Here is a 23,901-nt window from a genome sequence, read left to right as displayed (position 1 = left end):
GCGGGGGGGCGGAGCCGTTCACCCCGGCCGGCGCCGGTGCGGCATGGTCGGGCGGGCCGCGGGCCGCCAATCCGCTATGGGGGGTTGGCCGCCCCGCGCCCGGCACTACCAGAACCCGCTTTTCGAACCTCACCGGCGCGCTGTTGCGCTGCCCGCGCTCGCAGGAAACTGTCAGGAGGGGGCGGGGGCCGCTGGACAGGACCGTTGGCGCCATGTATGGCGCCATCGAGCACCATGGAGGGGCTTTTGCGTGTCCTGACCAGGGTGCCCCGCCTCCTCCCAGCCGATAGCAGGCAGGCGCAGGAGGATCCGCCAACGCATTTCATTCCGGCGCCAGCTGGTCCATCCGTATCCGGTTGGCGAACAGCGAGAACGCCAGCATGCCGGCCAGGCCGTTCGCCCGGCTCACCCAATGCGGCAGCCAGCGCGGCGGCTTCAGCACCCCCGCCTCGAACAGCGGCGCGAACGCGATCGCATCGGCCAGGCTCATCTTGCCGGCGAACAACCAGCGGCAGACCTGCAGGCGGTCCTCGGCCAGCATGTGCCGGAAGAAGGTATGCACCGATACCAGGCCGCGCAGGTACACCGTGTCCTTGGTGAAGGCCAGGCCGCCACTCGGCGGCACGCCACGGAACACGCGCTGGGCCGAAGCGAAACTCTCTTCCGCGTTCTGCCCGGCATCGCAGAAATAGCGGAACACTTCGATGAAATCAGCGCCTTCGCGTGCCATCGCAATCGCTTCGGTACGCAGGCTGATGCGTTTCAGGCGCTCGATGTCGATGCTGCCGGTGATCTGCTCGGCGAAGGTCGCCAACCCTTCCTGGGTCGCCGTTACCCGTGGCGAGGACAACGCCAGGCTCGGCAGTACCGGCTGGCCGCGGCCATTCAATGCGGTCAGCGAATGCACCAGCGCTTCATGGTGGAACAGCTGCGCGCGGTCGTAGGCGCTGAAGCGCGCGCTGGTGCGCAGGCGGATGCGGGTCGGGCCGGCGGCGGCCTTGGACACCAGTTCCGGGTCGAGCTGCACCTGGATGATGCGCGATTCGAAAAACGCATCCAGATCATTCTGCAGCTGCAGCTGCAGGGCGATGGCCGAGACCGGCACCTGCTCTTCCGGCGCCAGCAGTTCGTGGTCCAGTTCGGCGGCAATCTGTATGAAGTGGCGCGCCGCGTCGCGCGTGCTCGGGCCATTGCCCGGCAGCGGCTGCTCGGGGGCGCCGAACAGCTGCACCGAACAGGTATCAACGGCGGCGGTGCCCAGTCCTTCCAGCAGCTGCGCGGCCAGGTCCCAGCTCTGCGCTGACTGCCGCACGTAGTGGCCCAGCGGATGAGTGTCGTCGCAGTCGGCTGCGATCGCGGCCAGCGCGCGACGTTCTTCGCTGAAGTCCAGCCGGGGGTAATCCACCTTCGGCAGCACCGGCTGGCCGCGCGCCACGCTGTCCAGGAACGGTGCCTGCAGCGTTGCCGGCCAGCTGGTCAGGCCCAGCAGGCGGATGCCTCCCACGGCCTCGACCAGGCGCGCATCGAGCGCTGCATGGTGGGCCACGTCACGGTCCAGCGTCGCAGTCGGTTCCATGCGCGGACTATAACGCCCTGCCCCTGCTTTGGTAGGTGCCAACCTTGGTTGGCATCCGCCGACGGCGGGCTTGCCGACACACCCGTGCCAACCAAGGTTGGCACCTACCAGGCGCGGGCTGTTGGCACCCGCTCGAAGCAGGCAGTGGCGGGTTCATTGCAGGGGTCAGAGCCCATTGCGGCGCAATGGGATCCGACCCCGCGGTACCGATCAGCGCCTACGCGGCTTGCCTGCCGGGCGGAACTGCTGGCCCTTGCCCTTCTTGCCGCCGCGCTCCTGCGCGGTCTCGGCCTGGCGTACCGCCAGCTTGGCGGCAGCGGCAGCCACTTCTTCCTTCAGCTTGAAGTAGTTCAGCAACCGGCTTTCTTCGATCTCGCCCGCCTCGATCGCCGCACGCACCGCACAGCCGGGTTCCTGCTGGTGCTTGCAGTCGTTGAAACGGCACTGTGCGGCCAGCGCCTCGATGTCGGCGAAGCCACCTTCGGACAGCGTCTCTTCGCCGGTCGGCTTCAGCTCGCGCATGCCCGGGGTGTCGATCAGGCAGGCGCCCGTCGGCAACGGCATCAGCGCGCGGTGGGTGGTGGTATGGCGGCCACGCGAATCGTTGGCGCGCACCGCGTTGGTCTTCATCCGCTGCTCGCCAAGCAGGGTGTTGGTCAACGTGGATTTGCCGGCACCGGAGGAACCGACCAGCACCACCGTGCGGCCCGGGCCCAGCCACGGTTGCAGCACCGCCACACTGTCGGCATCCAGGCCGTTGATCGCATGCAGCGCGATGCCCTGCATCTCCAGCTCTTCCAGCACCGCCAGCGCATCCTCGCTGTACTCGGTCTGGTCGGCCTTGGTCAGCACCACCACCGGTTCTGCACCACCACCGCCGACCAGCAGCAGGTAGCGCTCGATGCGGCGCGGATTGAAGTCGGCATCCAGGCCGCAGACGATGAACACCGTGTCGATGTTGGCCGCGATCACCTGCTGGTGGTAGTGCTCGCCGGCGGCGCCACGCTTGATCGCGGTGCGGCGTGGCAGCAGCGCGACAATGCGGATGCCGTCCAGCAGCACCCAGTCGCCCACTGCAGGCCGCTCGTGGCTGGGGAAGCGCGGGCGCTGCCATTCCGGCAGCGATTCGGCCTTGATCGACGCATCCGGGCCATCGGCCACCACGTAGTGGGTGCGGTGCTGTTCGATCACCCGCGCCGGGCGGGCCTGCGGGTGCGCGGCCATCACGGCCTGCCAGTCGGCCTGCTGCGCCGGGCCCGGCCAGGGCCAACCGATGGTCTGCAGGGCGATGAAATCGGGGGTCTGGGTCATCGCCGCCATTCTACCTGCGCCGGCGCCCTGCCAGCCCAGCAATGACAAGCCCGGCACCCCTGCCATGCACTGCAGCAATTCCGGTAGGATGGAATCCCCATGCCTTTTGACGGCCCAGCCCCCATGTCCACCATCTCGCCCAAGCCCCTGGCCATCCGCGAGCGCCTTTCCGAAGTGCGCTACGAAATCCGCGGAGAACTGGCGCGGCGAGCCCGGGAGCTGGAGGCGCAGGGCCGCAAGCTGATCAAGCTCAACATCGGCAACCCGGGCAACTTCGGTTTCCGCGCGCCCGAGCACCTGCAGCGCGCGATCGCCGATGACATGGGCCGCACCGATCCATACACCCACCAGCAGGGCCTGCCGGTCGCACGCGAAGCCATCGCGGCGTACTACGCCCGCCGTGGCGCACCGGATGCGCACCCCGACCGTGTGTTCGTCGGCAACGGCGTCAGCGAACTGATCGACCTGTCGCTGCGCGCATTGCTCAACCCGGGCGACGAAGTGCTGGTGCCCTCACCCGACTACCCGCTGTGGTCGGCCTCGACCATCCTCAACGATGGCCGCCCGGTGTACTACCGCTGCGCCGCCGAGAACGGCTTCCAGCCGGACCCGAGCGAGATCGAGACGCTGGTGTCCTCGCGCACCCGCGCCATCGTGCTGATCAACCCGAACAACCCCAGCGGCGCCAGCTACCCGCGTGAACTGCTCGAGCGCGTGGTCGAGATCGCGCGCCGCCACAACCTGCTGCTGCTGGTCGATGAGATCTACGACCAGATCCTGTACGACGATGCGGTATTCCAGCCGGTCGCGCCGCTGGCCGGCGACCACCCGTGCCTGACCTTCAGTGGCCTGAGCAAGGTGCACCGTGCCTGCGGCTGGCGCGTGGGCTGGGCCCACCTCAGCGGCGACGACGCGCGCCTGGGCGACTTCCGCGCCGCGCTGGACCTGCTCGGCGCGCTGCGCCTGTGCGCCAACGTGCCGGGCCAGTACGCCATCGAAGCCGCGGTGAACGGCCCGGACACCATCTCCGAACTGTGTACCCCGGGCGGCCGCCTGTATGAAACCCGCCGCGCGGTGATCGAAGCCTGCGAAGCCAGTGAGCACCTGTCGCTGGTCGCGCCGGCCGGTGCGCTGTACGCGTTCCCGGCCGTGGTCGGTGCCGCCGCCAAGGGCTTCGACGACCACAACTTCGCGCTGGACCTGATGAACAATGAAGGCGTGCTGGTGGTACCGGGTTCCAGCTTCAACGTGCCCTACCGCCATCATTTCCGCGTGACCCTGCTGCCGGAAGCCTCGGTGATGCGCGATGTGTTCGCCCGCATCGACCGCGTGCTGGCCCGCCGTGCCGAGGACGCGACCAAGGTCGTACCGTTGAAGCCGCGCCGTTCGGTGGCCTGAGCCGTGGCGCTGTCCTACCTGGCGCTGGGCGATTCGTACACCATCGGAGAAGCCGTTGCCGTTGAAGGCCGCTGGCCACACCAGCTGGCCACCGCCCTGCGTGCGCAGGATGTGGCGCTGGCCGACCCGCAGACCATCGCCACCACCGGCTGGACCACCGACGAGCTGGACGCCGGCATCGATGCGGCGGTACCGCAGGGCCCGTTCGATTTCGTCAGCCTGCTGATCGGCGTCAACAACCAGTACCGCGGCCGCCCGCTGGACGAGTACCGCGTACAGTTCCAGGCCCTGCTGCAGCGGGCGATCGGCTTTGCCGGTGGCCGCCCCGGGCGTGTGCTGGTGCTGTCCTTCCCCGACTGGGGTGCAACCCCGTTCGGTATCGGCAGCGGCCGTGACCTGGCCGCGATCGAGATCGAGACCGACGAATTCAACGCGGCCGCTGAAGTGATCTGCACCCAGCAGGGCGTGGCCTTCGTCGACATCACCGACATCAGCCGTGACCACGGTGGCGACCCGGCGATGATCGCCGACGACGGCCTGCACCCTTCAGCACGGATGTACGCGCTGTGGAGCGCGCGCGCGCTGCCGGTCGCCGCCCACCTGCTCGGCGGAACGGACTGACCCGATGGATGGCACGCCACGGAACGGCCAGCCCCTGCCCTGCACACCCTTGAGCGCCGCGCAGGCCCGCGCGATCGCCGAGGCATTCCGCCCCGCACACGCCTGGGCCAGCCGCCGCGACTACTACTACACCCGCAGCAAGCTGGGCAGCGACCCGCTGTATGACGGCGTGCTGCAGCACCTGCCTGGCGACGGGCAACCCGTGCTGGACCTGGGCTGCGGGCTGGGCCTGTTCGCCCACGTGCTGCGCCAGCGCGGTGGCTCCCAGCCCTACCGGGGCGTGGACGTGGATGCCGGCAAGATCGCCCGCGCCCAGCGTGCCGCCACCGGCCTGCCCGCTGTGCGCTTCGACTGCCTGGACGTGCAGGCGCCGCTGCCGGCGCAGGCCGGGCATGTGCTGTTGCTGGATGTGCTGCAGTACCTGGACGCGGGCCCACAGCAGGCACTGCTGCGTGAGGCCAGTATGCGGGTCGCTCCCGGCGGCCGCCTGCTGCTGCGCACGCCACTGGCCACCGGCGATGGCCGCGACCGCACCACGCGGGTGGCGGACCGGCTGGCCTGGCTGGTCGGCTGGATGGGCACGCGGCCGCGCCACTACCCCGACCCGCAGGTGCTGCAGGCGACACTGGCCGAGGCCGGATTGAAAGTGACGGCGCCGCGCCCCCTGCACGGGCGCACGCCGTTCAACAGCTGGTTGCTGGTGGCCGAACGCCCCGCGTTGTAGCGCCGAGTGCAGCATGTGCCGGCGCTACGCTACAGGATGATCGCCAACCCTTGTAGCGCCGAGCCCATGCTCGGCTGCTCCACACCACCAGGGCCCGGCGTTACGGAACCGGCAGCCGCGCCTTCAGCCCCCGCTCGTCCAGCGCCTGCAGCACGCGTTCGATGATCGCCAGGTTGTGGCCGTGGGCGGCCCCCTCATGCAGCAGCACGATGGCGCCCGGGCGCAGGTCCGGCAGCAGCCGCGACAGCACGCCCTCCGGCGTGCAGCCGACACCGTCGTAGCCACGGGCGCTCCAGCCCACGCGCACCAGTCCCAGCGCCTTCAGCACCGGCGCCACGAACGGATTGGTCATGCCCACCACCGAACGGTACCAGCGCACCGGGCGGCCGCTTACCGCCTGCAGCGCATGCTGGCAGCCCTCGATCTCGGCACGCATCGCTGCCGGGCCCAGCCGCCAGAAGCGCGCCTGCGGATGGCTGTGGCTGTGGTTGCCCAGGTCGTGGCCGCGGCGCAGGATCTCCTGCACCAGCTCCGGCTGTGCCAGCGCACGCTCGCCCACCAGGAAGAAGGTGGCGCGGGCCTGGTAGCGGTCCAGCAGGTCGAGCACCGCACGGGTCTCCGGGCCGGGACCGTCATCGATGGTCAACCAGACGCTGTTGCCGGCCTCTCCCATCCGGCTCAGCACCGGCGCGTAGAAGCGGCTGTTGGGCAGGAATACCGGCACCAGGAACAGTGCGTGGCTGGCCACCATCACGGGCAGCCCCCAGTGCCAGCCGGCCAGGGCCCAGACCAGGATCACGGCCAGCTGCGACGCCACCAGCCAGGGCAGCCAGCGCCAGGGCCGGGTCGGGATGCGATGCAATGTTCCTGCGTTGCTCATCCCCCATGATGCCATGAGGGGTAGAATTGATGATTCGAATTCCCGGAACCCCGACGTCCATGTCCCTCGATCCCGCTCTGCGTTCGCGCATCGAATCCATCCTCAACGCCAACCGCGTCGTGCTGTTCATGAAGGGCCAGCCGTCGATGCCGCAGTGTGGTTTCTCGGCCAAGGCCGTGGGCGCCCTGCAGGACCTCGGCGTCGAGTTCGCCCACGTCAACGTGCTGGCCGACCAGGAAATCCGTGAAGGCATCAAGGCCTATGGCGACTGGCCGACCATTCCGCAGCTGTACATCGACGGCGAACTGGTCGGCGGCAGCGACATCGTGCTGCAGATGGCTGCCAGCGGCGAGCTGAGCAGCGTGCTGGGCCTGGCCGCGCCGGACCGTACCCCGCCGAGCATCACCGTCACCCCGGCGGCCGTGGAAATGCTCAAGGGCGCGCTGGCCGATGCCCCGGGCGCTGCTCTGCAGCTGTCCATCGACGCCGGTTTCCAGCCGAACTTCCAGCTGGCCCCGCACGACGAAGGCGCCATCGCCGCCGAGTCCAACGGCCTGCGCGTGCAGTTCGACCTGGCCAGCGCCCGTCGCGCCAACGGCATCACCATCGACTGGGTGGACGACATCCGCGGCAAGGGCCTGGCCATCGACAACCCGAATGCGCCCAAGCCGGTGCAGGAAATCAGCGTGCGCGATGCCGACGACCTGGTGCGTGCCGGCAACATCACCCTGGTGGACGTGCGCCCGGCCGACGAGCGTGAAATCGCCGCCGTGGGCGTGCCGTTCAAGACCTTCGACGGCAACGGCCGCGCCGCGCTGGAAGCCCTGCCCAAGGACACCGCGCTGGCCTTCATGTGCCACCACGGTGGCCGCAGCGCGCAGGCCGCCGAGCAGTTCCGCGCCCTGGGCTTCACCAAGGTGTTCAACGTCACCGGCGGCATCAACGCCTGGTCGGAAGACGTCGACAACGGGGTGCCGAAGTACTGATTGAAGGCCCGGGGTCAGGGCCCTTTCCTGAGGAAAGGCGATCTGACCCCTAAAAAGGGGACGGAGGGGATTAAGTCGTTTGTGGCAAAAACGACTTAATCCCCTCCGTCCCCTTTTTCTTAGCCGGCGAAACCGCCTTCGGCCAGGTAGTCCAGCTCTTCCGGTGAGGGAATGCGACCCAGTACGGCGTTGCGGTGCGGGAAGCGACCGAAGCGGCGGATGATGTCGCGGTGCAGCTCGGCGTACTGCAGGTATTCCTTGTCGCCCAGCACGTCGAACATCGCCACCGAGCGGTCCTGGTCCAGCGGATCCTCGGAGTGCTCGAACGGCAGGTAGATGAAGGCGCGCAGCTTGGGCACCAGCTGCAGGTCCAGGCCTTCCTCGATGGCGCGCATGGCGTAGTGCCGGGCCAGGCCATCGGTGGCGTAGGAATGGGCGCTACCGCGGAAGCAGTTGCGCGGGAACTGGTCCAGCAGCAGCATCAGCGCCAGTGCGCCCTCGGCACTGCCCAGCCAGTGTTCGCGCGCGCGCGAGGCGGCTGCGAAATGCTCATCCAGGAACAACTGGCGGAACTGCGCGTCGAACGCATCATCGCGGGCGAACCACTTCGCAGGGCCCGCCTCTTTCCAGAATTCCACCACGTGCGCGGCAACGTCCATCACCTACTCCCCAGGGCCGGCGCGCCGCGCCAGGCCATCATCATCATTCGTCGAAGCGCAGGTGGCGGACCGACTTGCCGTTGCGCCGGATAAGCTTAAGCGCCTCGATACCGATCTGGATATGGTTTTCCACGAACTGGGAGCTGACCTTGGCATCGGAGGCCTCGGTCTTGACCCCATCGGGGATCATCGGCTGGTCCGACACCAACAGCAGTGCGCCGCTGGGAATGTGGTTGGCGAAGCCAGCGGCGAACACGGTGGCGGTTTCCATGTCGATGGCCATGCAGCGCATCGCCCGCAGCCGCTCCTTGAACGCCTCGTCGTGCTCCCAGACCCGGCGGTTGGTGGTGTAGACGGTACCGGTCCAGTAGTCGTGGCCGAGATCACGGATCATGGTCGAGACCGCACGCTGCAGCGCGAACGCCGGCAAGGCCGGCACTTCCGGCGGCAGGTAGTCGCCCGAAGTGCCCTCACCGCGGATCGCTGCGATCGGCAGCACCAGGTCACCCAGCTGGTTCTTGCGCTTCAGGCCACCGCACTTGCCCAGGAACAGCACCGCCTTGGGCATCACCGCCGACAGCAGGTCCATGATGATCGCGGCATTGGGGCTGCCCATGCCGAAGTTGATCATGGTGATGCCATCGATGGTGGCGCTGGCCATCGGCCGGTCCAGGCCGATGACCGGGGCGCCGGTCAGCGCGGAGAAGGTGTGCAGGTAGCCGCCGAAATTGGTCAGCAGGATATGCTGGCCGAACTGGTCCAGCGGAACGCCGGTATAACGCGGCAGCCAGTTGTCGACGATTTCCTGTTTGCTCTTCATGCCCGGTCCGGTTCTGCAGGGGCGCCATTGTAGGCAACGCTGCGCCTGCCCTGCCACACAAAGAGAAGGGGCGGCCCAACGGCCGCCCCTCCTGGTTTCCCTGCGGGAGCCGGTGGCTCAGAAACGCACCGACCAGCGCAGGTTGGCACCGTGGTCACGGCTTTCGTCGCCGAACTGGCCGCTGTAGCTCAGTTCCAGCTGCTGCTTGGCGGTCAGCCAGGCCGAGAGGCCCAGTTCGGCCACCACCGCGCTGTCGGCGATGGGTGCACCGTTGACGACGAAGCTGTCGCCGCCGGTGGCAAAGCCCAGGCGGGCCGACGGGTTACGGTCGCCGCTGGCGTGGCGGTACGCCACCGCGCCGCGCACGTGCAACCAGCTGTCCTGCTGGAACGAGGCCTTCAGGCCCTTGTCGAAGCGCACGCCGGCCGTGGCCAGGGTGGTGCGCACGTCGTCCACCGAACCCTGCAGGGCCGCAGCACCGCCACGCTCGTTCACGTGCTTGGTGTCCACTTCCACGCGGGCCACCTGCACGTACGGCTCCAGGCCGGCCTCGCGGCCACCGAAGCGGTAGGCCGCTTCGATGAAGGCCTGGCGGGTACGCGCGTCGTAGCGGGCGCTCAGGGTGTCGCTGTAACCGGCGAACGCCAGCTCACGGGTGCTGTCCACATCGTGTTCGCTCCATGCCAGGCCGCCACGCAGGCCGAAACCGCCCCAGTTGTGGCTGGCGTAGGCGCCGAAGTGGGTGTTGTCCACCTTCGACCTCGCACGGCGGCCTTCGCCCTGCTTCACGTCGGTGCGGCCGGTACCGGCCAGCACGCCCACCTGCCAGCCGCCGAACTCGCGGTCGGCACCGACCAGCAGGCCGTTGCTGTTGGCTTCGGTGCGGGCGGTGTTGGTGTTGCCGTCCAGCGTGGTGCTGCCGGCCAGGGCCTGCACCCACACACCGCTGGCGTCGCCGCCTTCGGCACCCGGTGCAGCGGCACCGGCACGGCGGGCCAGCGCGGCATCACGCACGTAGCGGCTGCCTTCCAGCAGGGCCGCGCTGGTGGCGGCATGCAGTTCGCCGCTGAGGCTGTCCAGTGCGCTGCCCACCTGTTCCGGGAACAGCATGGTCAGCGGACGCGGCAGGCCCTGGTTGACCGCCAGACCGTCGACCACGGTGGCCACGGCCAACTGGTTGGCGGTGGTGGCCGCGGTAGCCAGCGCGTTGCCGCGGGTCACTTCAATGCGCGCGCCGGCGGCGGAGTAGGCCAGGCCGAACTGCAGGAAGGGCGAGAAGGCGCTGAAATCGGTGCTGGCGAACCGACCGTTCACGCCGCCGTCGGCCTGGATGAAGTTGAACTGCTCGCCCAGGTAGTAGGTGCCCGGTTCCGGCAGCGCCACCAGGGTGCCGCCCAGGGTGGCGGTGCCGGTCACGTGCAGCTGGTCGCTGCGGCTGCCCGGGGCCACCTCGGCCTGGTACACGCCAGTGGCGGTCTGCACATAGTCACCGTTGATGGTGAGCGTGCCGATGGAGTTGCCCGGAGCGATGATGCCGGCCACGGTGGTGTTTCCCAGCTGGCCCACGCCCTTCAGCGTGCCCTTTTCACCCACGAAGGTGCTGCCGCCGGTCTGCACGCCGTTGAAGGACACCACGCCGCCGGTGACGGTCAGGTCCGAGCCGTCCAGCACACCGGTGGCGGTGATGCGGCTGCTGCCGCCCAGGCTGTTCAGCGCTGTGTTCTGCAGGGTGCCGTTCAGCAGGAAGGTTCCGCCGGTCACGTCCACGGCGCTGGTCAGCGTGTTCACGCCGTCCAGTTCCAGCACGCCTTCGCGCACCACCGCGCCGTTGAAGCTGTTGTCGCCGCTCAGGCGCAGCCAGCCGATGCCGCTCTTGGTCAGTTTGCCCGGGCCGCCGATGTCATTGGTCCAGTCGTCCCATGCATCACCTTCCCACACCTTCAGGCCGCCGGCCTTCTGGTTCATCACCACATCGGTGTCCACGCGCAGCGAGCCGTAGCCTTCGACGGCCGCAGCCAGGTTCATCAGGCCCCAGCCGTAGACATCGTCCACGCCTGCAGCACCCAGGTCGGTGGCGGTGGTCAGCAGCACGTCGCGCACCTGCGCGCTGTCCAGGTACGGGAAGCGCTCGAACAGCAGGCCCAGCGCGCCGGTGACGTGCGGGGCGGCCATGGACGTGCCGCTCAGTTCCTCGTAATCGGACGACGGGGTCTGGCTGATGATGTCCACCACCAGGTTGCCATTGTCATCGTAGAAATCACCTTCGATCACCGAATCGGGACCGTACACGGTCGAGTTGATGTTCGAGCCGGGCGCGGCGAGGCACCAGTTCGCCGCCAGGCCACAGCGCATCGAGCGGTTGCTCAGCTCCAGGTCCTGATTGACGTTGACCACGGCCAGCCAGTACGGCTCGACGTCGGCGACGGCGCGCGGCAGCGAGGCGTACATGCCGGCAATCGGCGCTTCTTCCGGCGAAGTGTTGGGCGAATCGGTGTTGCCAGCGGCCCATACCTGGATCAGGCCGCTGCTGCGCGAACCTTCGGCCATCGCAGCCAGACTGGCGGCGAACACCGGGTGCGACTGGTACATGTCCAGGTCTTCCGCTGTGGTCGGCTCGTTGGCCAGGCCCCAGCTGTGGTTGATGGCGCGCACACCCTGCTCGTTCATCTGCGCATACAGCTGCGGGTAGATCGAATCGTCGGCCTGGATCGCGGCGATGGTCTGTTCGTCCAGATACAGGGAACCGCCGATATTCACCACCGACAGGTAGGTGGCGCTGTTGGAGAACAGGCGGGCCACGCTCAGGTCGGCGCCGAAGGCAACACCGTGGGTGCCGTGGCCATCACGGTTGGCGGCGATGGTGCCCGACACGTGGGTACCGTGCACGTTGTAGCTCAGGCCTTCGTAGAAGCCATTGCGCTCCAGCAGATCGGCATAGTCCGGGTCGAGCAGCTGGTAGGACACGGCCACCTGGCCACCGTCGCTGGCGAAGCAGGCGTCCGGGCCACTCAGCACTTCGCGCGCGCACAGGCTGCCATCGGCCAGCACATCGGCCAGATGGATGCTGCGGTGGTCCTTGCCGGCGAACTCGTCGTGGTCCAGGCCGGTGCCGCTGTCGAACACGCCCAGACGGATGCCGGTGCCGGTCAGGCCGCGTGCGTAGGCCACATCGGCGTTGATCGCCTGCAGGCCCCAGTCGCTGTTGAATTCGGTGGTGCGCCAGCTGGCGGCATCACCCGGCTTGCCCATGATGGGTTCCGGATCGACTTCCACATCGGCGGCGGCGACGGCCAGCGACGGCGAAGCGGTGAGGACCGGTGCGGCAAACGCGGCCTGCAGGCTGCGCTGGAACTGGTAACGCGACAAGGCGTCTGCGTTGCTGTCCTGGGCCAGCGCCGGCAGAGCGGCGGCCATCAGCAGCGAGCCAACAATGGCCGAGGCCAGGGGTGAGGGGAGGATCGAGCGGCGGGAAGCGGTGGAGCGATACGACGGGAAGACAATCATCTGCAGTTACGTCCTTGATTCCTTGAAATATTTCAGGTGCAGCTCCGTCATGGAGCAATGGAAAGCACACCTCACGGCGGGTCAGCGCTCGCTGTCCCACCGGTTGGTAGCGGCAGGTGTCACAAAAAATTAATGCTTCGTTCAGAATTTTTGTATAGGGAAATCCCCACCCCTGCCCCTGCCCAAGGTCACTTGGCAAGTGGTATCGACGACGGATAGCGTCGGCGGATTCACGCGTGGGTTGGGGATCTCTGCATGGCATCGATGGTGTTGCGCGCCGCTCTTGGGCTGGCGCTGGTTTCGTTGAGCACGGCACCGGCGGTGGGCGCCTCGCGCTTCGTCGCCGATCCCTACCCCAGCACCTACCGGGCGCATCCCGATGCGCCGGTGCTGATCCAGAACGCCACCGTGCTGACCGGCACCGGCCAGCGCCTGGACAACGCCGACGTGCTGCTGCGCGAGGGCCGCATCGCCGCCGTGGGCCGCCAGCTGCAGGCCGATGCCGGGGTCACCCGCATCGATGCGCGGGGCAAGTGGGTCACCCCGGGCCTGATCGACGTGCACTCGCACCTGGGCGTGTACCCCAGCCCGGGCGTCGGCGCGCACAGCGACGGCAACGAGATGACCGCACCGGTCACCGCCAATGTCTGGGCCGAGCACTCGGTGTGGCCGCAGGACCCGGGCTTCGCTACAGCCCTGGCCGGAGGCGTGACCAGCATGCAGGTGCTGCCTGGCTCGGCCAACCTGGTCGGTGGCCGTGGCGTGACCCTGAAGAACGTGCCGGCCATCACCTACCAGGCCATGAAATTCCCGGGTGCTCCGTGGGGGCTGAAAATGGCCTGCGGCGAGAACCCGAAACGGGTTTACGGCGAAGGCAAGAACGTCGCCCCAGCCACGCGGATGGGCAACGTTGCCGGCTACCGCGCCGCCTTCATCGATGCTGCCGACTACATCGCCAAGAACAAACCCAAGCCGGCCAAGCGCAAGGGCTGGTTCGGCAGCGACAAGGGCGACAGCGCCGGTGATGCCGGCGGCAAGCGCGATCTCAAGCTGGACACGCTGGCCGGCGCGATCGAAGGCGACATCCGCGTGCACATCCACTGCTACCGCGCCGACGAGATGGCCACCATGCTCGACCTGGCCAAGGAATTCGGCTTCAAGGTGGCGGCCTTCCACCACGGCGTGGAGGCCTACAAGCTGGCCGACCGGCTGGCCGCCGACGGCGTCTGCGGTGCGCTGTGGGCCGACTGGTGGGGCTTCAAGATGGAAGCCTTCGATGGCATTCCGGAGAACATCGCACTGGTCGACCGGCCGAAGAACAGCTGCGCCATCGTCCATTCCGATTCGCCCGAAGGCATCCAGCGCCTGAACCAGGAAGCGGCCAAGGTGATCGCCGCCGCGCGCCGCGCGCACATGCCGGAGATCACGCCCGAACATGCCATCACCTGGATGACGGCCAATGCCGCCAGAGCGCTGGGCATTGAAGGCCAGACCGGCACCCTGGAGGCCGGCAAGATGGCCGACGTAGTGGTGTGGAACGGCAACCCCTTCGGTTCCTACGCGCTGGCCGAACAGGTCTTCATCGACGGCCGCCGCCTGTACGACCGCAGTGCGCCGGCAGCGACGCCGCGTTCCGATTTCCAGCTCGGCCAGGAGGTGCACTGATGGGCGCGTTGAACAAGCGTCGCCGGGCTTGGCTCGGCGCTACGGTCATGGTGCTGGTCTGCCTCTCCGCAGCTGCGCAGGCGCAGGACCTGCTGGTCCGCAACGCCACCGTACATACGGCCAGCGCGCGCGGCAGCCTGCAGCACGCCGATGTACTGGTGCAGGGCGGCATCATCCGCGCAGTCGGCAACGGGCTGTCCGCACCGGCCGGGGCCAACATCGTCGAGGCCGATGGCCGCCCGCTGACACCCGCGCTGTTTGGGGGCATCACCGAGATCGGCATCGAAGAAGTCTCCGGTGAAGCGAGCACGGTCGACAGCACGCTGAAGATCGGCGAACAACCGTTGCGCCCCGAATTCGATGTCACCCTGGCCTACAACCCGGCCTCGGTGCTGATCCCGGTGGCGCGCCTGGACGGCATCGGCTTCACCGCCCTGGGGGCCGCCACCGGTGGCGGCTTCGTCGCTGGCCAGGGCGGTGTGATGCGGCTGGACGGCAGCGCCGATCCCCTCGGGCCGCGCGCGCTGTTCCTGCGCCTGGGGTCGGCCGCAGTGGAACTGACCGGGCATTCGCGTGCGGCGCAATGGATGCTGCTGCAGCAGATGGTGGACGAGGCGCGTGGCCAGGTCGCCGCGGACTCACCGCATGCGCTGCTGACCCCGGCCGGGCGCCGCACGCTGGGCCGCTACCTGGCCGGCCAGGGCCGCATCGTGGTGGAGGTGGACCGTGCGGTGGACATCCGCCAGCTGCTGCGCTGGGCCGCCCGCGAGAAGGTGAAGATCGCCATTGCCGGTGGCAGCGAAGCCTGGCAGCTGGCACCGGAGCTGGCCGCCGCGCAGGTGCCGGTGTTCGTCGACGTGCTGTCCAACCTGCCGGCCAGCTTCGACCAGATCGGTGCAACCCTGGAAAATGCGGCACGCCTGCAACGGGCCGGCGTGGCGGTCTCGTTCGTGCAGCGTGGCGACGCCTCGCACAACGCCCGCAAGATGCGCCAGCTGGCCGGCAATGCCGTGGCCAATGGACTGCCCTGGGCCGACGGCCTGGCCGGCCTGACCCGGGTGCCGGCGCAGGCGTTCGGTGTGGCCGACCAGATCGGCAGCATCGAGCCGGGCAAGCGTGCCGACCTGGTGCTGTGGGAGGGCGACCCGCTGGACGTGGCGCACTATGCCGAACAGGTCTGGCTGGGCGGCCGGGCGATGCCGATGCGCTCGCGCCAGACCGAGCTGCGCGATCGCTACCTGCTGCGCAACGCGCAGCCCTGACCGCATTGAAGGACACCACCATGGCCACCCTGCGCTGGTATTTCGACTTCGTTTCGCCGTACTCCTACCTGCATTGGCAGAAGCTGAAGCAGCTGCCCGAGTTCCCGCGGATCCAGCCGGTGCCGATCGCCTTTGGTGCCGTGCTGCATCACCTGGGCAACCTCGGGCCGGCCGAGATTCCGGCCAAGCGCCGCTTCATCTACCGCCAGCTGCTGTGGACCGCGCAGGCCGAAGGCACACCGCTGCGGTTCCCGCCGGGCCACCCGTTCAATCCGCTGTCTGCCCTGCGCCTGTGCCTGGCCGCGGGTGGCAGCGCACGGGCGGTGGACGTGCTGTTCGACTGGATCTGGCGCGACGGCAATGCCGCCGACAGCGCCGAGGCCCTGCGCGAACCAGCCGCACGGCTGGGGATCGAGGATGTCGCCAGCGCCATCGCGACTCCCGCGGTCAAGGAGCAGCTGCGGAGGAACACCGAGGCCGCCATTGCAACCGGCGTGTTCGGCGTGCCGACCCTGGCCATCGATGGCGAACTGTTCTGGGGCAACGACGCCCACCCACTGATGGCGGCGGTGCTGGCCGACCCGGATCTGCTGCGGCAGCCCGAATGGCAGCGCCTGGCCGAGCTTCCGGTGGCCGTGCAGCGCAGTCGCTGAACAGGGCGTGCCGCGTTTCCCTCGCGCGCCACGCCAGAATTTGAGATAGATTTCACATTTCCGAACCTACAACCGCCCTGGACGGGGAGCCGCGGATGCGCATCGGAATCGTCGTCGACTCGGCCTGCGACCTGCCGCAGGACTTCATTGCCGAGCACAACATCGTGCTGCTGCCGATCACCGTACGGATCGGCGAAGCCGTGCTGGCCGATCATCGCGATGAGCAGGCCACCCTGAGCTTCCTGCACGCGCATGTGGCCGAACATGGCGCTGAAGCGGAAACCATCCCCTTCAGCGTCAACCAGATCCGCGACCTGTTCCTGCAGCAGCTGGTGATCGATTACGACCACGTGTTCTGCATGACCATCACCAAGACCCGCAGCCCGATCCACGACAACGCGCTGCAGGCCAGCTTCGCCATCCTCAACGATTACAAGCCGGTGCGGCAGGCAGCGGGCTACAACTCGCCGTTCGCGCTGCGCGTACTTGATACCCAGAACCTGTTCGCCGCGCAGGCCGTGACCGCGGTGGAGGCTGTCCGCCTGCGTGACAGTGGCGCCAGCGTGCAGCAGATCCGCGAACGGCTGGAAGAACTGGCCGGCAACGTGCACGGCTACATGATCACCCGCGACCTGTACTACATGCGCGCACGCGCGCGGCACAAGGGCGACCGCAGTGTCGGCCTGCTCAGCGCGGCACTGGGCAGTGCACTGGACATCAAGCCGGTGCTGCACGGCTACCGTGGCGAGACCGGGCCGGTGGCCAAGATCAAGGGCTTCGACAGCGCCGTGCAGAAGCTGTTCGCGGTGGTCGGCCAGCGCGTGCGTGCCGGGCTGATGACGCCGACGGTGTGCGTCAGCTACGGCGGCGAACTGGACGAGCTGCGCAGCCTGCCCGGCTATGCACAGATGAAAGAGGTCTGCGCCGGCCATGGCGTGACCGTGTACGAATCGGTGATGAGCCTGACCGGCATGGTCAACGTCGGCAAGGGCGCGGTCACCGTGGGATTTGCCGATGGGCCGCATCGGTTCGAATGAGCGCTGGCCACGGCCGGAATCTGCACATCGATTCCACCCCAACTGTGCCAGCCTTGCCGCACTTCAAGGAGAACTCCATGCCTGCGCAGTACCACATCAGCCTGCCCGATCCGTCCAAGGCCCGCGGCAACGACCCTGACCTGTCCTTCCATTCCCAGGGCGCCGCCGGTTTCGCCGAAGAGCTCCAGGATGCCCTGCGCAGCGGCACGCTGTTCGAACGCTGGAAGGCCAAGCAGCCCGACCCGGATGCGGTGGAACCGCAGTGGGGCGTGACCGACCCGGAGGCCACCGTGACCGGCGAGCAGAAGGACCTGCGCATCAACCTGGTCGCCACCACCCGCATCGACAGTGACGTGTTCAAGCAGCGCCTGCGTCTGCTGGCCGGCAGCCACTGGGAACTGCGCGACGTGCGTTGAGGCACCCGCCCGCCGGGCATGGCCCGGCGCTACCGTGCCCGTTTCGTGATCGACCCGGTGCCGATGACCATGCTCTGGTAGACGCCACCCTTGGTTGGCGCTCCAAAAAAACTGCCAACCAAGGTTGGCAACTACCGACGAACCGCCGGGCATGGCCCGGCGTTTCCCTATCGCTACCAGCCACCGCCCAGCGCGCGGTACAGCTCCACCCGCGCGATCGCGGCGGCGGCCTGGCTGTTGGCCAGCGCGGCCTGGTTGTCCAGCGCGATGCGCTGGGTGGTCAGCACGTCCAGCATGTCGACCACGCCGGCCTGGTACTGCCGGCGCGCCGCCCCCAGTGCCGTCTCGCTCTCATCCACCGCCACGTGCAGCTGCACCGTGCGCTGCTGCTCGGCACTGTAGCCATCCATGGCGTCGTCCACCTCATGCCAGGCCTGCAACACGGTACGGCGGAACTGCAGGGCCGACTGTTGCTGCTGCAGCCTGCTCAGCGCGAGGTTCGCCTTCAGCCGCCCGCCCTGGAAGATCGGCAGGCTGATCGACGGCCCGATGCTGAAACGGTGCGCGTTCCAGCCATCCAGGTCATCCAGCTGCTTGGCCTGGAAGCCTGCGTCACCATTCAAGGTGATGCGCGGCAGGAAACTGGCCTCGGCCACGCCGATGCCGGCCGTTGCCGCATGCAGTGCCGCCTCGGCACGACGGATGTCCGGGCGACGCTCGGCCAGTTCACTCGGCAGACCCACCGCCACCGCTGGCAACGCCGGCCAGTCACGGCGTACATCCTGCAGCTGCGCGTCCAGTGCCTGCGGCGGCTGTGCCAGCAGGAACGCCAGCGCATTGCGCAGCTGCGATTCGCGATGCCGCAGCGGCGCAATGCGCGCCTGCAGCGAAGCCACCTGCGCGGCCGCGCTGGACACCTGCAGCGTGCTGGCCACGCCCTGCTTCTGGCGCGCCTCGGTCAGCCGTTTGATGTCATGCGCGATGCTGAGGTTGTCCTCGGTGATCGCCAGCAGCTGCCGCGTCGCACGCAGCTGCAGGTAATCACGCGCGGTTTCCGCCAGCAGCGCGATGCGCACGGCGTGTGCATCCTCTTCGGCCATCTGCACGCGTGCGTCGGCCGCTTCCACCTGGCGCCGCACGCGGCCCCACAGGTCCAGTTCCCAGCCCAGGCCGATACCGGCCTGGAACAGCCCGTAGTCATCACGGCCGCCGTTGCCGGACGGATCATTCAGGCCCACCTCGCTGTTGCGTGCACGCACGCCACTGGCGCTCGCGCGGACGCTGGGCAGGCGATCGGCGGCGGTGATGCCGCGCGCGGTGCGGCTCTGCTGCACGCGGTTGGCGGCCAGCTGCAGGTCCAGGTTGGCCGCCAGCACCTGGTGGGCCAGCTGCCCCAGCAGCGGATCGTCGAAGCCGGCCCACCAGGCGGCGTCCTGATCGATGGCGTTGCCGGCGACAGCCCCACCCCGCCAGTGGCCGGGCAGTTCCGCCTGCGGGCGTACGAAGTCCGGGCCCATCGCGCAGGCAGCCAGGGCCGTGCACAGGGTGGCCGCAACGAAGGTGCGGAAAACGGTAATGGCGCTCATGCGCCCTCCCCGCGCTTGTGGCCCGGTCCGTGCTGCACGCTCTGCGCACGCGCGCGGCTGCCCAGGTCAACGCTGGCTTCCACCGACATGCCGGCACGCAGCTGGTCCAGCAGCGGCTGGCCCGGCTCCAGCACGATCTTCACCGGAATGCGCTGCACCACCTTGGTGAAGTTGCCGGTGGCGTTCTCTGGTGCGACTGCAGCAAAGGTGACGCCGGTGGCTGGTGCAATGCTGTCGATGTGCCCGCGCAGCGGCGTGCCCGGGAATACGTCCACCTTCAGTTCGACCTGCTGGCCGGCCTGCATGCGGGTCATCTGCGTTTCCTGGAAGTTGGCGACCACGAAGGCGCGCTTCAGCGGGACCACCGCAGCCACCGGCGTACCCGGGGTCAGGTAGGCACCGACGCGCACTGCGCGGCGACCGACCATGCCATCGATCGGCGCGCGCAGCACGGTGTGCGACAGATCCAGTTCGGCGCGTGCCTGTGCCGCTTCTGCACGCTGCACCGCCGCCTGTGCAGCCTGCACGCCCGCGCTGAGGATGTCGGTGCGCTGGCGTGCGGTCGACAGTGCGGCCTGGCCCTGCTGCAGATGCGCACTGGCCACGGCCTGCTTCGACTGCGCCTGCTGCGCGTTCTGCACTGTACCGGCGCCATCACGGGCCAGTTCGCGGTAACGCTGCTGGTCGGCACTGGCCAGGGTCAGTTCGGAACGGCTGACATCGACGCTGGCCCTGGCCTGCGCGATCAGCGAGTCCTGCTGGGCCAGTGCGGCCTGCGCATTGGCCAGCTGTGCACGGGCATTGGCAAGGTCGGCACGCGCAGCCTGCAATGCCACCTGGTAGTCGCGGTCGTCGATGCGGGCAAGCACGTCGCCGGCCTTCACCGACTGGTTGTCCTCTACCTCCACGGCACTGACGAAGCCGGCAATCTTCGGCGCTACCAGGGTGTAGTCGGCCACCACGTACGCATTGTTGGTGGTCTGGTGACCGCCATCGCGCAGCAGCAGCCACGCGCCGATGGCCAGGGCCAGCACGCCCAGGCCCAGGCCGGTGTTGAGAGTGGTTCGATTGATCGTCATGAGGGGTTCCTGCGAAAGGTTCAGGCCACGGCGCGTGGCGGATGGATGCGGGTGGGCATCCAGGCAATGAGGGGAATGAAGGCCAGCGCCACCAGTGCGACCACCCAGTACAGGTCGGCAGAAGTCAGCGCCTGTACCTGTGCATGCAGGCGCGCGCCCAGCTGCGGGCCATCGGCCAGCCACGGTTGCTCGCCAAGGCGGTCGACCAGCACGGTGGAATGGAAATGACGGCGGCCTTGGGCGATGGCATCCAGTACGCCACCGGCGAGCACCGCAGCGAAGCCCTTGACCGTGTTGAACCAGGCCGAGGCAAACGGGCCATCCTGTGGCGCCAGGCCGCCGGTGGCCAGCATCAGCAGCGGCAGCACCGCCATCGGCTGGGCAAACACCTGCAGCAGCTGCACCCACAGGAAGTTGTCGCGGATCCAGGCCACGTCCAGGTGCGAGCCCAGCCAGCAGGCCAGTGCCAGCATCGCCAGGCCGGTGGCCTGCACCCAGCGGCAGTCCACCGCGCGGATGTTCAACAGGGCCGCCACCAGCGGCAGCGCGATCACCTGTGGCAGTGCCACCCACAGCAGCATCGGTGCGGTCTGCAGCGGCCGGTAGCCCTGCACGCTGGCCAGGAAGCCGGACGGGATCGAGATCACCGCCAGCAGCACGAACAGCACGCCACCCAGCGTGACCAGCGAGTAGCTGAGATTGCGATTGGCCAACAACTGCAGCTTGAAGAACGGCAGCGGGTGGAACCATTCGTTGATCATGAACAGCACCATCAGGCCGGCACCGCCACCGATCATCAGCGTGATCATCGGCGAATCGAACCAGTTCAGCCGCGGGCCCTGCACCAGGCCCAGCACCAGCAGCACCAGCGCCGGCAGGCCGAGCAGCAGCCCAACGCCATCGAACTGGGCGAAGCGTTCCAGCCGCAGCGGGTCCTGTGGCAGGCCCCAGCCGACCATCGCCATGGCGGCCAGGCAGTACGGCACGATCTGCCAGAACGCCCAGTGCCAGCCCACCTGCTCGACCCAGAACGCGGCCAGCGGCGTGCCCATGCTCGGGCCGAACGTCGCCGTCAACGCGTAGCCGGCCAGGCCGTACAGCTTGATGCCAGGCGGCAGGAAGCGCAGCGCCACGCTCATCAGCAACGGCGGCAGTGCACCGCCGCACAGGCCCTGCAATGCACGCAGCAGCAGGAACACCTGCAGGTTCGGGGCGAGCGGGCACAGCACGCCCAGCACCATGAAGCCACCGATCATCGCCAGCGCGAAACGGCGCAGCGAGAACGTGGCGGCACACCACGGCGCGAAGGCCATCGCGCTGACCGACATCGCGCTGTAGAGGGCGACGATCCAGCTGCCGTCGTCGACGCTGAAACCCATCGCGCCACGGATGTCGGCCAGCGCGACCTTGGTGATGTTCTCGTTGAAGCCGGACACCAGCACCGCCAGCAGCACGCCACACAGGCCGACCAGAATGCGGCGATCGAGCCCGGGGGCGGCGGCAGGACGGGGCGCCGCGGCGGCCGGGACAGCGGCGGCCGGCGCACTCATCGCCAGGCGCCGATCCGTGCAGTGCACGGCATGTTGAGGGTCATTGGAATGCGCTCAGTGAAACTCCGGGGAGCGCAGTCTAGGGAGCCGGTACCCTGTGAAAAATGGCGTCGCCGGCATCCCAGGCGTGCGTCCAGCGCACGCCTGCGGGTCTCAGCGGTGGGCGTCCTCGACGCGCTCGCACATGGTCTTGATCGAACGGCGAAGCCACTGGTGCGCGGCATCGTTGTCCAGCCGCGGATGCCAGGCCTGCACGATGGCCGCGGTACGCACCGGGATCGGCAGCGGGAACAGGCGCAGCGGCAGGCGCATGCTGACGATCCGCTCCAGCATCACGCTTGGCATCTGCGGCAGGATCAGGTCTGATTCGGCCGCCGCGAAGATCGCACCGTGGAAGGTCGGGCTGATCAGCGCCACGCGGCGCTGCAGGCCGAGCGTGGCCAGGTCATCATCGATCGGCCCACGCGGCAGGCCACGGCGCGACACCGCGATGTGGTCGCACGCGGCAAAGCGCTCTGCACTGATCTCCTCGTCGAACAGTGGATGGTCCTCGCGCGCGGCGCCCATGAACGAGGTACTGAACAGGTTCTGCACCTTGGTATCGGGCGCATGCTTGCCGGCGGTGCTGATGTACAGGTCGATCCGGCCCTGCGCCATCGCATCATCGTCGGTATCGCCCTCGGGTACGAAGCGCAGCACCGCGCGCGGTGCCTGCTGGCGGAAGATCTCGCGCAGGCGACCGCCAAATCCACCGATGAAGACATCATTGGCGCGCACGCTGAAGGTTCGCTCGAGCACGCGCATGTCCACTTCACGACCGGCGTTGAAGACGCGGTGGGCCTGCTCGATCACATCGCGGACCTGCTCGCGCAGCTGCAGCGCGCGGGGCGTGGGCGCCAGACCGCGGCCGGCACGCACCAGCACCGGGTCACCCAGCGCAGTGCGGATCCGGCCCAGGGTGCGGCTCATCGCCGGCGCGCTCAGGTTCATGCGGCGCGCGGCGGCGGCCACGCTGCATTCGTCAATCAGCACGTCCAGTGCCAGCAACAGGTTCAGGTCAGGCAGGGGCATGACAGTCTCCAGTAAATCAGATGACTCTAGGGCACTTGCAACCACCGTGGGTTGCGTTCGACGCATTCATTGACTGCCGCGCACGGCATGGGTGCGCGCGGTGACATCGGCGACCATCCCCGTCCTGCCAAGGAGACATCCATGTTCACTACCCTGCTGGTCGCCCTGGATGGTGGCCCCCAGCACGCACGCGTGCTGGACCTGGCCGCCGCCATCGCCGGCCCCCACAGCCGCCTGCACCTGCTGTGCGTGCTCGACCCCGAATTCGCGCTGGCGGCCGATGCCAGCGAAGCCGATCGCACCGAGTATCCGGAAGCCGCCCGCCAGCGCTCCCGCGCCGAGGCAGTATTGGCCGAAGCCCTGGCCGAACTGCGCGAGCGCGGCGTCGATGCCATCGCGCAGATCCCCTCCGGCGATCCCGGCGAAGTGATCAGCGAGCAGGCCCGGCGCCTGAAGTGCGACCTGATCGTGATCGGCCATCGCCACCTGTCCCGGCTGGAACGCCTGTTCGAACCCTCGATCGGGCAATGGACCATCGACCACGCGCCCTGCCCCGTGCTGGTGGAAACCCGCGACCCACAACCCTAGCTGCCATGGCCTCCCGTTCCCCGTTGTTTCCCACCCGGGTCAACTACCGCGCCTTCGGTCGACAGTTCGGCCGGGGCGAACAGGCGCTGCTGGGCGCGATACGGCAGTTGCGCGACCCCGATCTGCAGGCCGATGGCCTTGCCCAGCTGAGCGGACTCGGGCTTGGCCAGGAGGGCTGCGACGCCTTCATCGGCCTGCTGCCGCTGCTGGCCACCCCCGCCGCTCCGATCGATCTGCTGCCGGCCGGCTCTCCCTTCATTGCCGCCAGTGAACTGGACCTGCTGGTCTGCCTGCTGCGCATCGCACAATGGCGGCATGCGCGGCCCCGCGAAGACGACACGCTGGCACTGTTGCGCCGGCAACTGGCACGCTGTGCGATGGCCGTGCAGGCGGCAAACCTGCCGTTGCGGCAGCGCTCGTTGTCACCGGTCGGGCTGAGGCTGCTCGATCCGACCGGCTGGTTGCGGCAGCGATAAGCCGTCGCGCCCCCCGTGTGATCGCATGCAGAGAGCTGC

General features: G+C 68.4%; 21 protein-coding genes. 11 read left to right on the top strand and 10 right to left on the bottom strand.

Translation table 11 applies throughout. From position 1 onward, the window contains the following. Positions 1 to 322 precede the first annotated feature (322 nt). A complete protein-coding gene (locus AC5JLE_RS15300) occupies positions 323 to 1,576 on the bottom strand; it encodes a flavohemoglobin expression-modulating QEGLA motif protein (RefSeq protein ID WP_075076345.1) in 1,254 nt (417 codons plus the stop codon). A 210-nt stretch (positions 1,577 to 1,786) separates the two neighbouring features. After that, entirely contained in the window at positions 1,787 to 2,896 is a 1,110-nt protein-coding gene (gene rsgA / locus AC5JLE_RS15295; RefSeq protein ID WP_032956568.1) for a ribosome small subunit-dependent GTPase A, read from the bottom strand. 114 nt (positions 2,897 to 3,010) lie between these two features. On the opposite strand from rsgA, the gene AC5JLE_RS15290 reads away from it, so the two are divergent. The 3 genes from AC5JLE_RS15290 to AC5JLE_RS15280 are packed head-to-tail and all read left to right on the top strand — an operon-like array spanning position 3,011 to position 5,630. Continuing rightward, positions 3,011 to 4,285: a pyridoxal phosphate-dependent aminotransferase gene (locus AC5JLE_RS15290; RefSeq protein ID WP_032956570.1), complete on the top strand. Its 1,275-nt coding sequence runs from the start codon at positions 3,011 to 3,013 to the stop codon at positions 4,283 to 4,285. A gap of 3 nt (positions 4,286 to 4,288) precedes the next feature. Beyond that, the gene (locus AC5JLE_RS15285; protein ID WP_496065440.1) at positions 4,289 to 4,906 is read left to right on the top strand and encodes an SGNH/GDSL hydrolase family protein; all 618 of its coding nucleotides are present in this window, start codon (positions 4,289 to 4,291) and stop codon (positions 4,904 to 4,906) included. A gap of 4 nt (positions 4,907 to 4,910) precedes the next feature. Continuing rightward, positions 4,911 to 5,630 (top strand): class I SAM-dependent methyltransferase, encoded by a 720-nt coding sequence (locus tag AC5JLE_RS15280; RefSeq protein ID WP_053495759.1) that lies wholly within the window; start codon positions 4,911 to 4,913, stop codon positions 5,628 to 5,630. 100 nt (positions 5,631 to 5,730) lie between these two features. On the opposite strand, the gene AC5JLE_RS15275 is transcribed toward AC5JLE_RS15280, so the two are convergent. Next, the gene (locus AC5JLE_RS15275) at positions 5,731 to 6,510 is read right to left on the bottom strand and encodes a polysaccharide deacetylase family protein (RefSeq protein WP_032956574.1); all 780 of its coding nucleotides are present in this window, start codon (positions 6,508 to 6,510) and stop codon (positions 5,731 to 5,733) included. Positions 6,511 to 6,569: 59 nt separating this feature from the next. Between AC5JLE_RS15275 and grxD the strand changes: the two genes are divergently transcribed. Beyond that, entirely contained in the window at positions 6,570 to 7,496 is a 927-nt protein-coding gene (gene grxD, locus AC5JLE_RS15270) for a Grx4 family monothiol glutaredoxin (RefSeq protein ID WP_032956577.1), read from the top strand. 119 nt (positions 7,497 to 7,615) lie between these two features. Here grxD and AC5JLE_RS15265 read toward each other — a convergent pair whose 3' ends face one another. The 3 genes from AC5JLE_RS15265 to AC5JLE_RS15255 form a co-directional block, all read right to left on the bottom strand. Then, positions 7,616 to 8,155 (bottom strand): DUF924 family protein, encoded by a 540-nt coding sequence (locus AC5JLE_RS15265; RefSeq protein WP_014648372.1) that lies wholly within the window; start codon positions 8,153 to 8,155, stop codon positions 7,616 to 7,618. A gap of 43 nt (positions 8,156 to 8,198) precedes the next feature. Next, positions 8,199 to 8,975 carry an AMP nucleosidase gene (locus AC5JLE_RS15260; RefSeq protein ID WP_005419211.1) on the bottom strand — a complete coding sequence of 259 codons (777 nt, stop codon included), beginning with the start codon at positions 8,973 to 8,975 and terminating at the stop codon, positions 8,199 to 8,201. A gap of 117 nt (positions 8,976 to 9,092) precedes the next feature. After that, the gene (locus tag AC5JLE_RS15255) at positions 9,093 to 12,479 is read right to left on the bottom strand and encodes an autotransporter domain-containing protein (protein ID WP_496065439.1); all 3,387 of its coding nucleotides are present in this window, start codon (positions 12,477 to 12,479) and stop codon (positions 9,093 to 9,095) included. Positions 12,480 to 12,734: 255 nt separating this feature from the next. Here AC5JLE_RS15255 and AC5JLE_RS15250 point away from each other — a divergent pair, with 255 nt between their 5' ends. The 5 genes from AC5JLE_RS15250 (at position 12,735) to AC5JLE_RS15230 (ending at position 17,512) form a co-directional block, all read left to right on the top strand. Beyond that, a complete protein-coding gene (locus AC5JLE_RS15250) occupies positions 12,735 to 14,144 on the top strand; it encodes an amidohydrolase (protein ID WP_032956583.1) in 1,410 nt (469 codons plus the stop codon). After that, on the top strand, positions 14,144 to 15,406 hold the full coding sequence (locus AC5JLE_RS15245) for an amidohydrolase family protein (protein WP_496065438.1): 1,263 nt from the start codon (positions 14,144 to 14,146) through the stop codon (positions 15,404 to 15,406). The genes AC5JLE_RS15250 and AC5JLE_RS15245 overlap by 1 nt, the downstream gene beginning before the upstream one ends. Positions 15,407 to 15,426: 20 nt before the next feature. Then, positions 15,427 to 16,059 carry a 2-hydroxychromene-2-carboxylate isomerase gene (locus AC5JLE_RS15240; RefSeq protein WP_014648376.1) on the top strand — a complete coding sequence of 211 codons (633 nt, stop codon included), beginning with the start codon at positions 15,427 to 15,429 and terminating at the stop codon, positions 16,057 to 16,059. Positions 16,060 to 16,154: 95 nt separating this feature from the next. Then, positions 16,155 to 17,096 carry a DegV family protein gene (locus AC5JLE_RS15235; RefSeq protein WP_032956590.1) on the top strand — a complete coding sequence of 314 codons (942 nt, stop codon included), beginning with the start codon at positions 16,155 to 16,157 and terminating at the stop codon, positions 17,094 to 17,096. A gap of 77 nt (positions 17,097 to 17,173) precedes the next feature. After that, positions 17,174 to 17,512 carry a hypothetical protein gene (locus tag AC5JLE_RS15230; RefSeq protein ID WP_005410998.1) on the top strand — a complete coding sequence of 113 codons (339 nt, stop codon included), beginning with the start codon at positions 17,174 to 17,176 and terminating at the stop codon, positions 17,510 to 17,512. A 173-nt stretch (positions 17,513 to 17,685) separates the two neighbouring features. Here the strand turns inward: AC5JLE_RS15230 and AC5JLE_RS15225 are convergent, their stop codons facing one another. From AC5JLE_RS15225 to AC5JLE_RS15210, 4 genes are all read right to left on the bottom strand, one after another. Beyond that, positions 17,686 to 19,098 (bottom strand): efflux transporter outer membrane subunit, encoded by a 1,413-nt coding sequence (locus AC5JLE_RS15225; protein WP_481478916.1) that lies wholly within the window; start codon positions 19,096 to 19,098, stop codon positions 17,686 to 17,688. After that, a complete protein-coding gene (locus AC5JLE_RS15220; protein WP_049408789.1) occupies positions 19,095 to 20,177 on the bottom strand; it encodes an HlyD family secretion protein in 1,083 nt (360 codons plus the stop codon). The genes AC5JLE_RS15225 and AC5JLE_RS15220 overlap by 4 nt, the downstream gene beginning before the upstream one ends. 20 nt (positions 20,178 to 20,197) lie before the next feature. Continuing rightward, positions 20,198 to 21,727 (bottom strand): MFS transporter, encoded by a 1,530-nt coding sequence (locus tag AC5JLE_RS15215; protein ID WP_014648380.1) that lies wholly within the window; start codon positions 21,725 to 21,727, stop codon positions 20,198 to 20,200. A 153-nt stretch (positions 21,728 to 21,880) separates the two neighbouring features. After that, on the bottom strand, positions 21,881 to 22,798 hold the full coding sequence (locus tag AC5JLE_RS15210; RefSeq protein ID WP_014648381.1) for a LysR family transcriptional regulator: 918 nt from the start codon (positions 22,796 to 22,798) through the stop codon (positions 21,881 to 21,883). Between the two features lie 141 nt (positions 22,799 to 22,939). On the opposite strand from AC5JLE_RS15210, the gene AC5JLE_RS15205 reads away from it, so the two are divergent. Further along, positions 22,940 to 23,386: a universal stress protein gene (locus AC5JLE_RS15205; protein WP_049408788.1), complete on the top strand. Its 447-nt coding sequence runs from the start codon at positions 22,940 to 22,942 to the stop codon at positions 23,384 to 23,386. Between the two features lie 5 nt (positions 23,387 to 23,391). After that, the gene (locus AC5JLE_RS15200) at positions 23,392 to 23,862 is read left to right on the top strand and encodes a hypothetical protein (protein ID WP_401735021.1); all 471 of its coding nucleotides are present in this window, start codon (positions 23,392 to 23,394) and stop codon (positions 23,860 to 23,862) included. The last annotated feature ends 39 nt before the right edge of the window (positions 23,863 to 23,901 follow it).

Source organism: Stenotrophomonas sp. (assembly GCF_059505245.1).
Note: the sequence above shows the minus strand (reverse complement) of the source record. Positions and strands in the feature narration are given on the sequence as shown.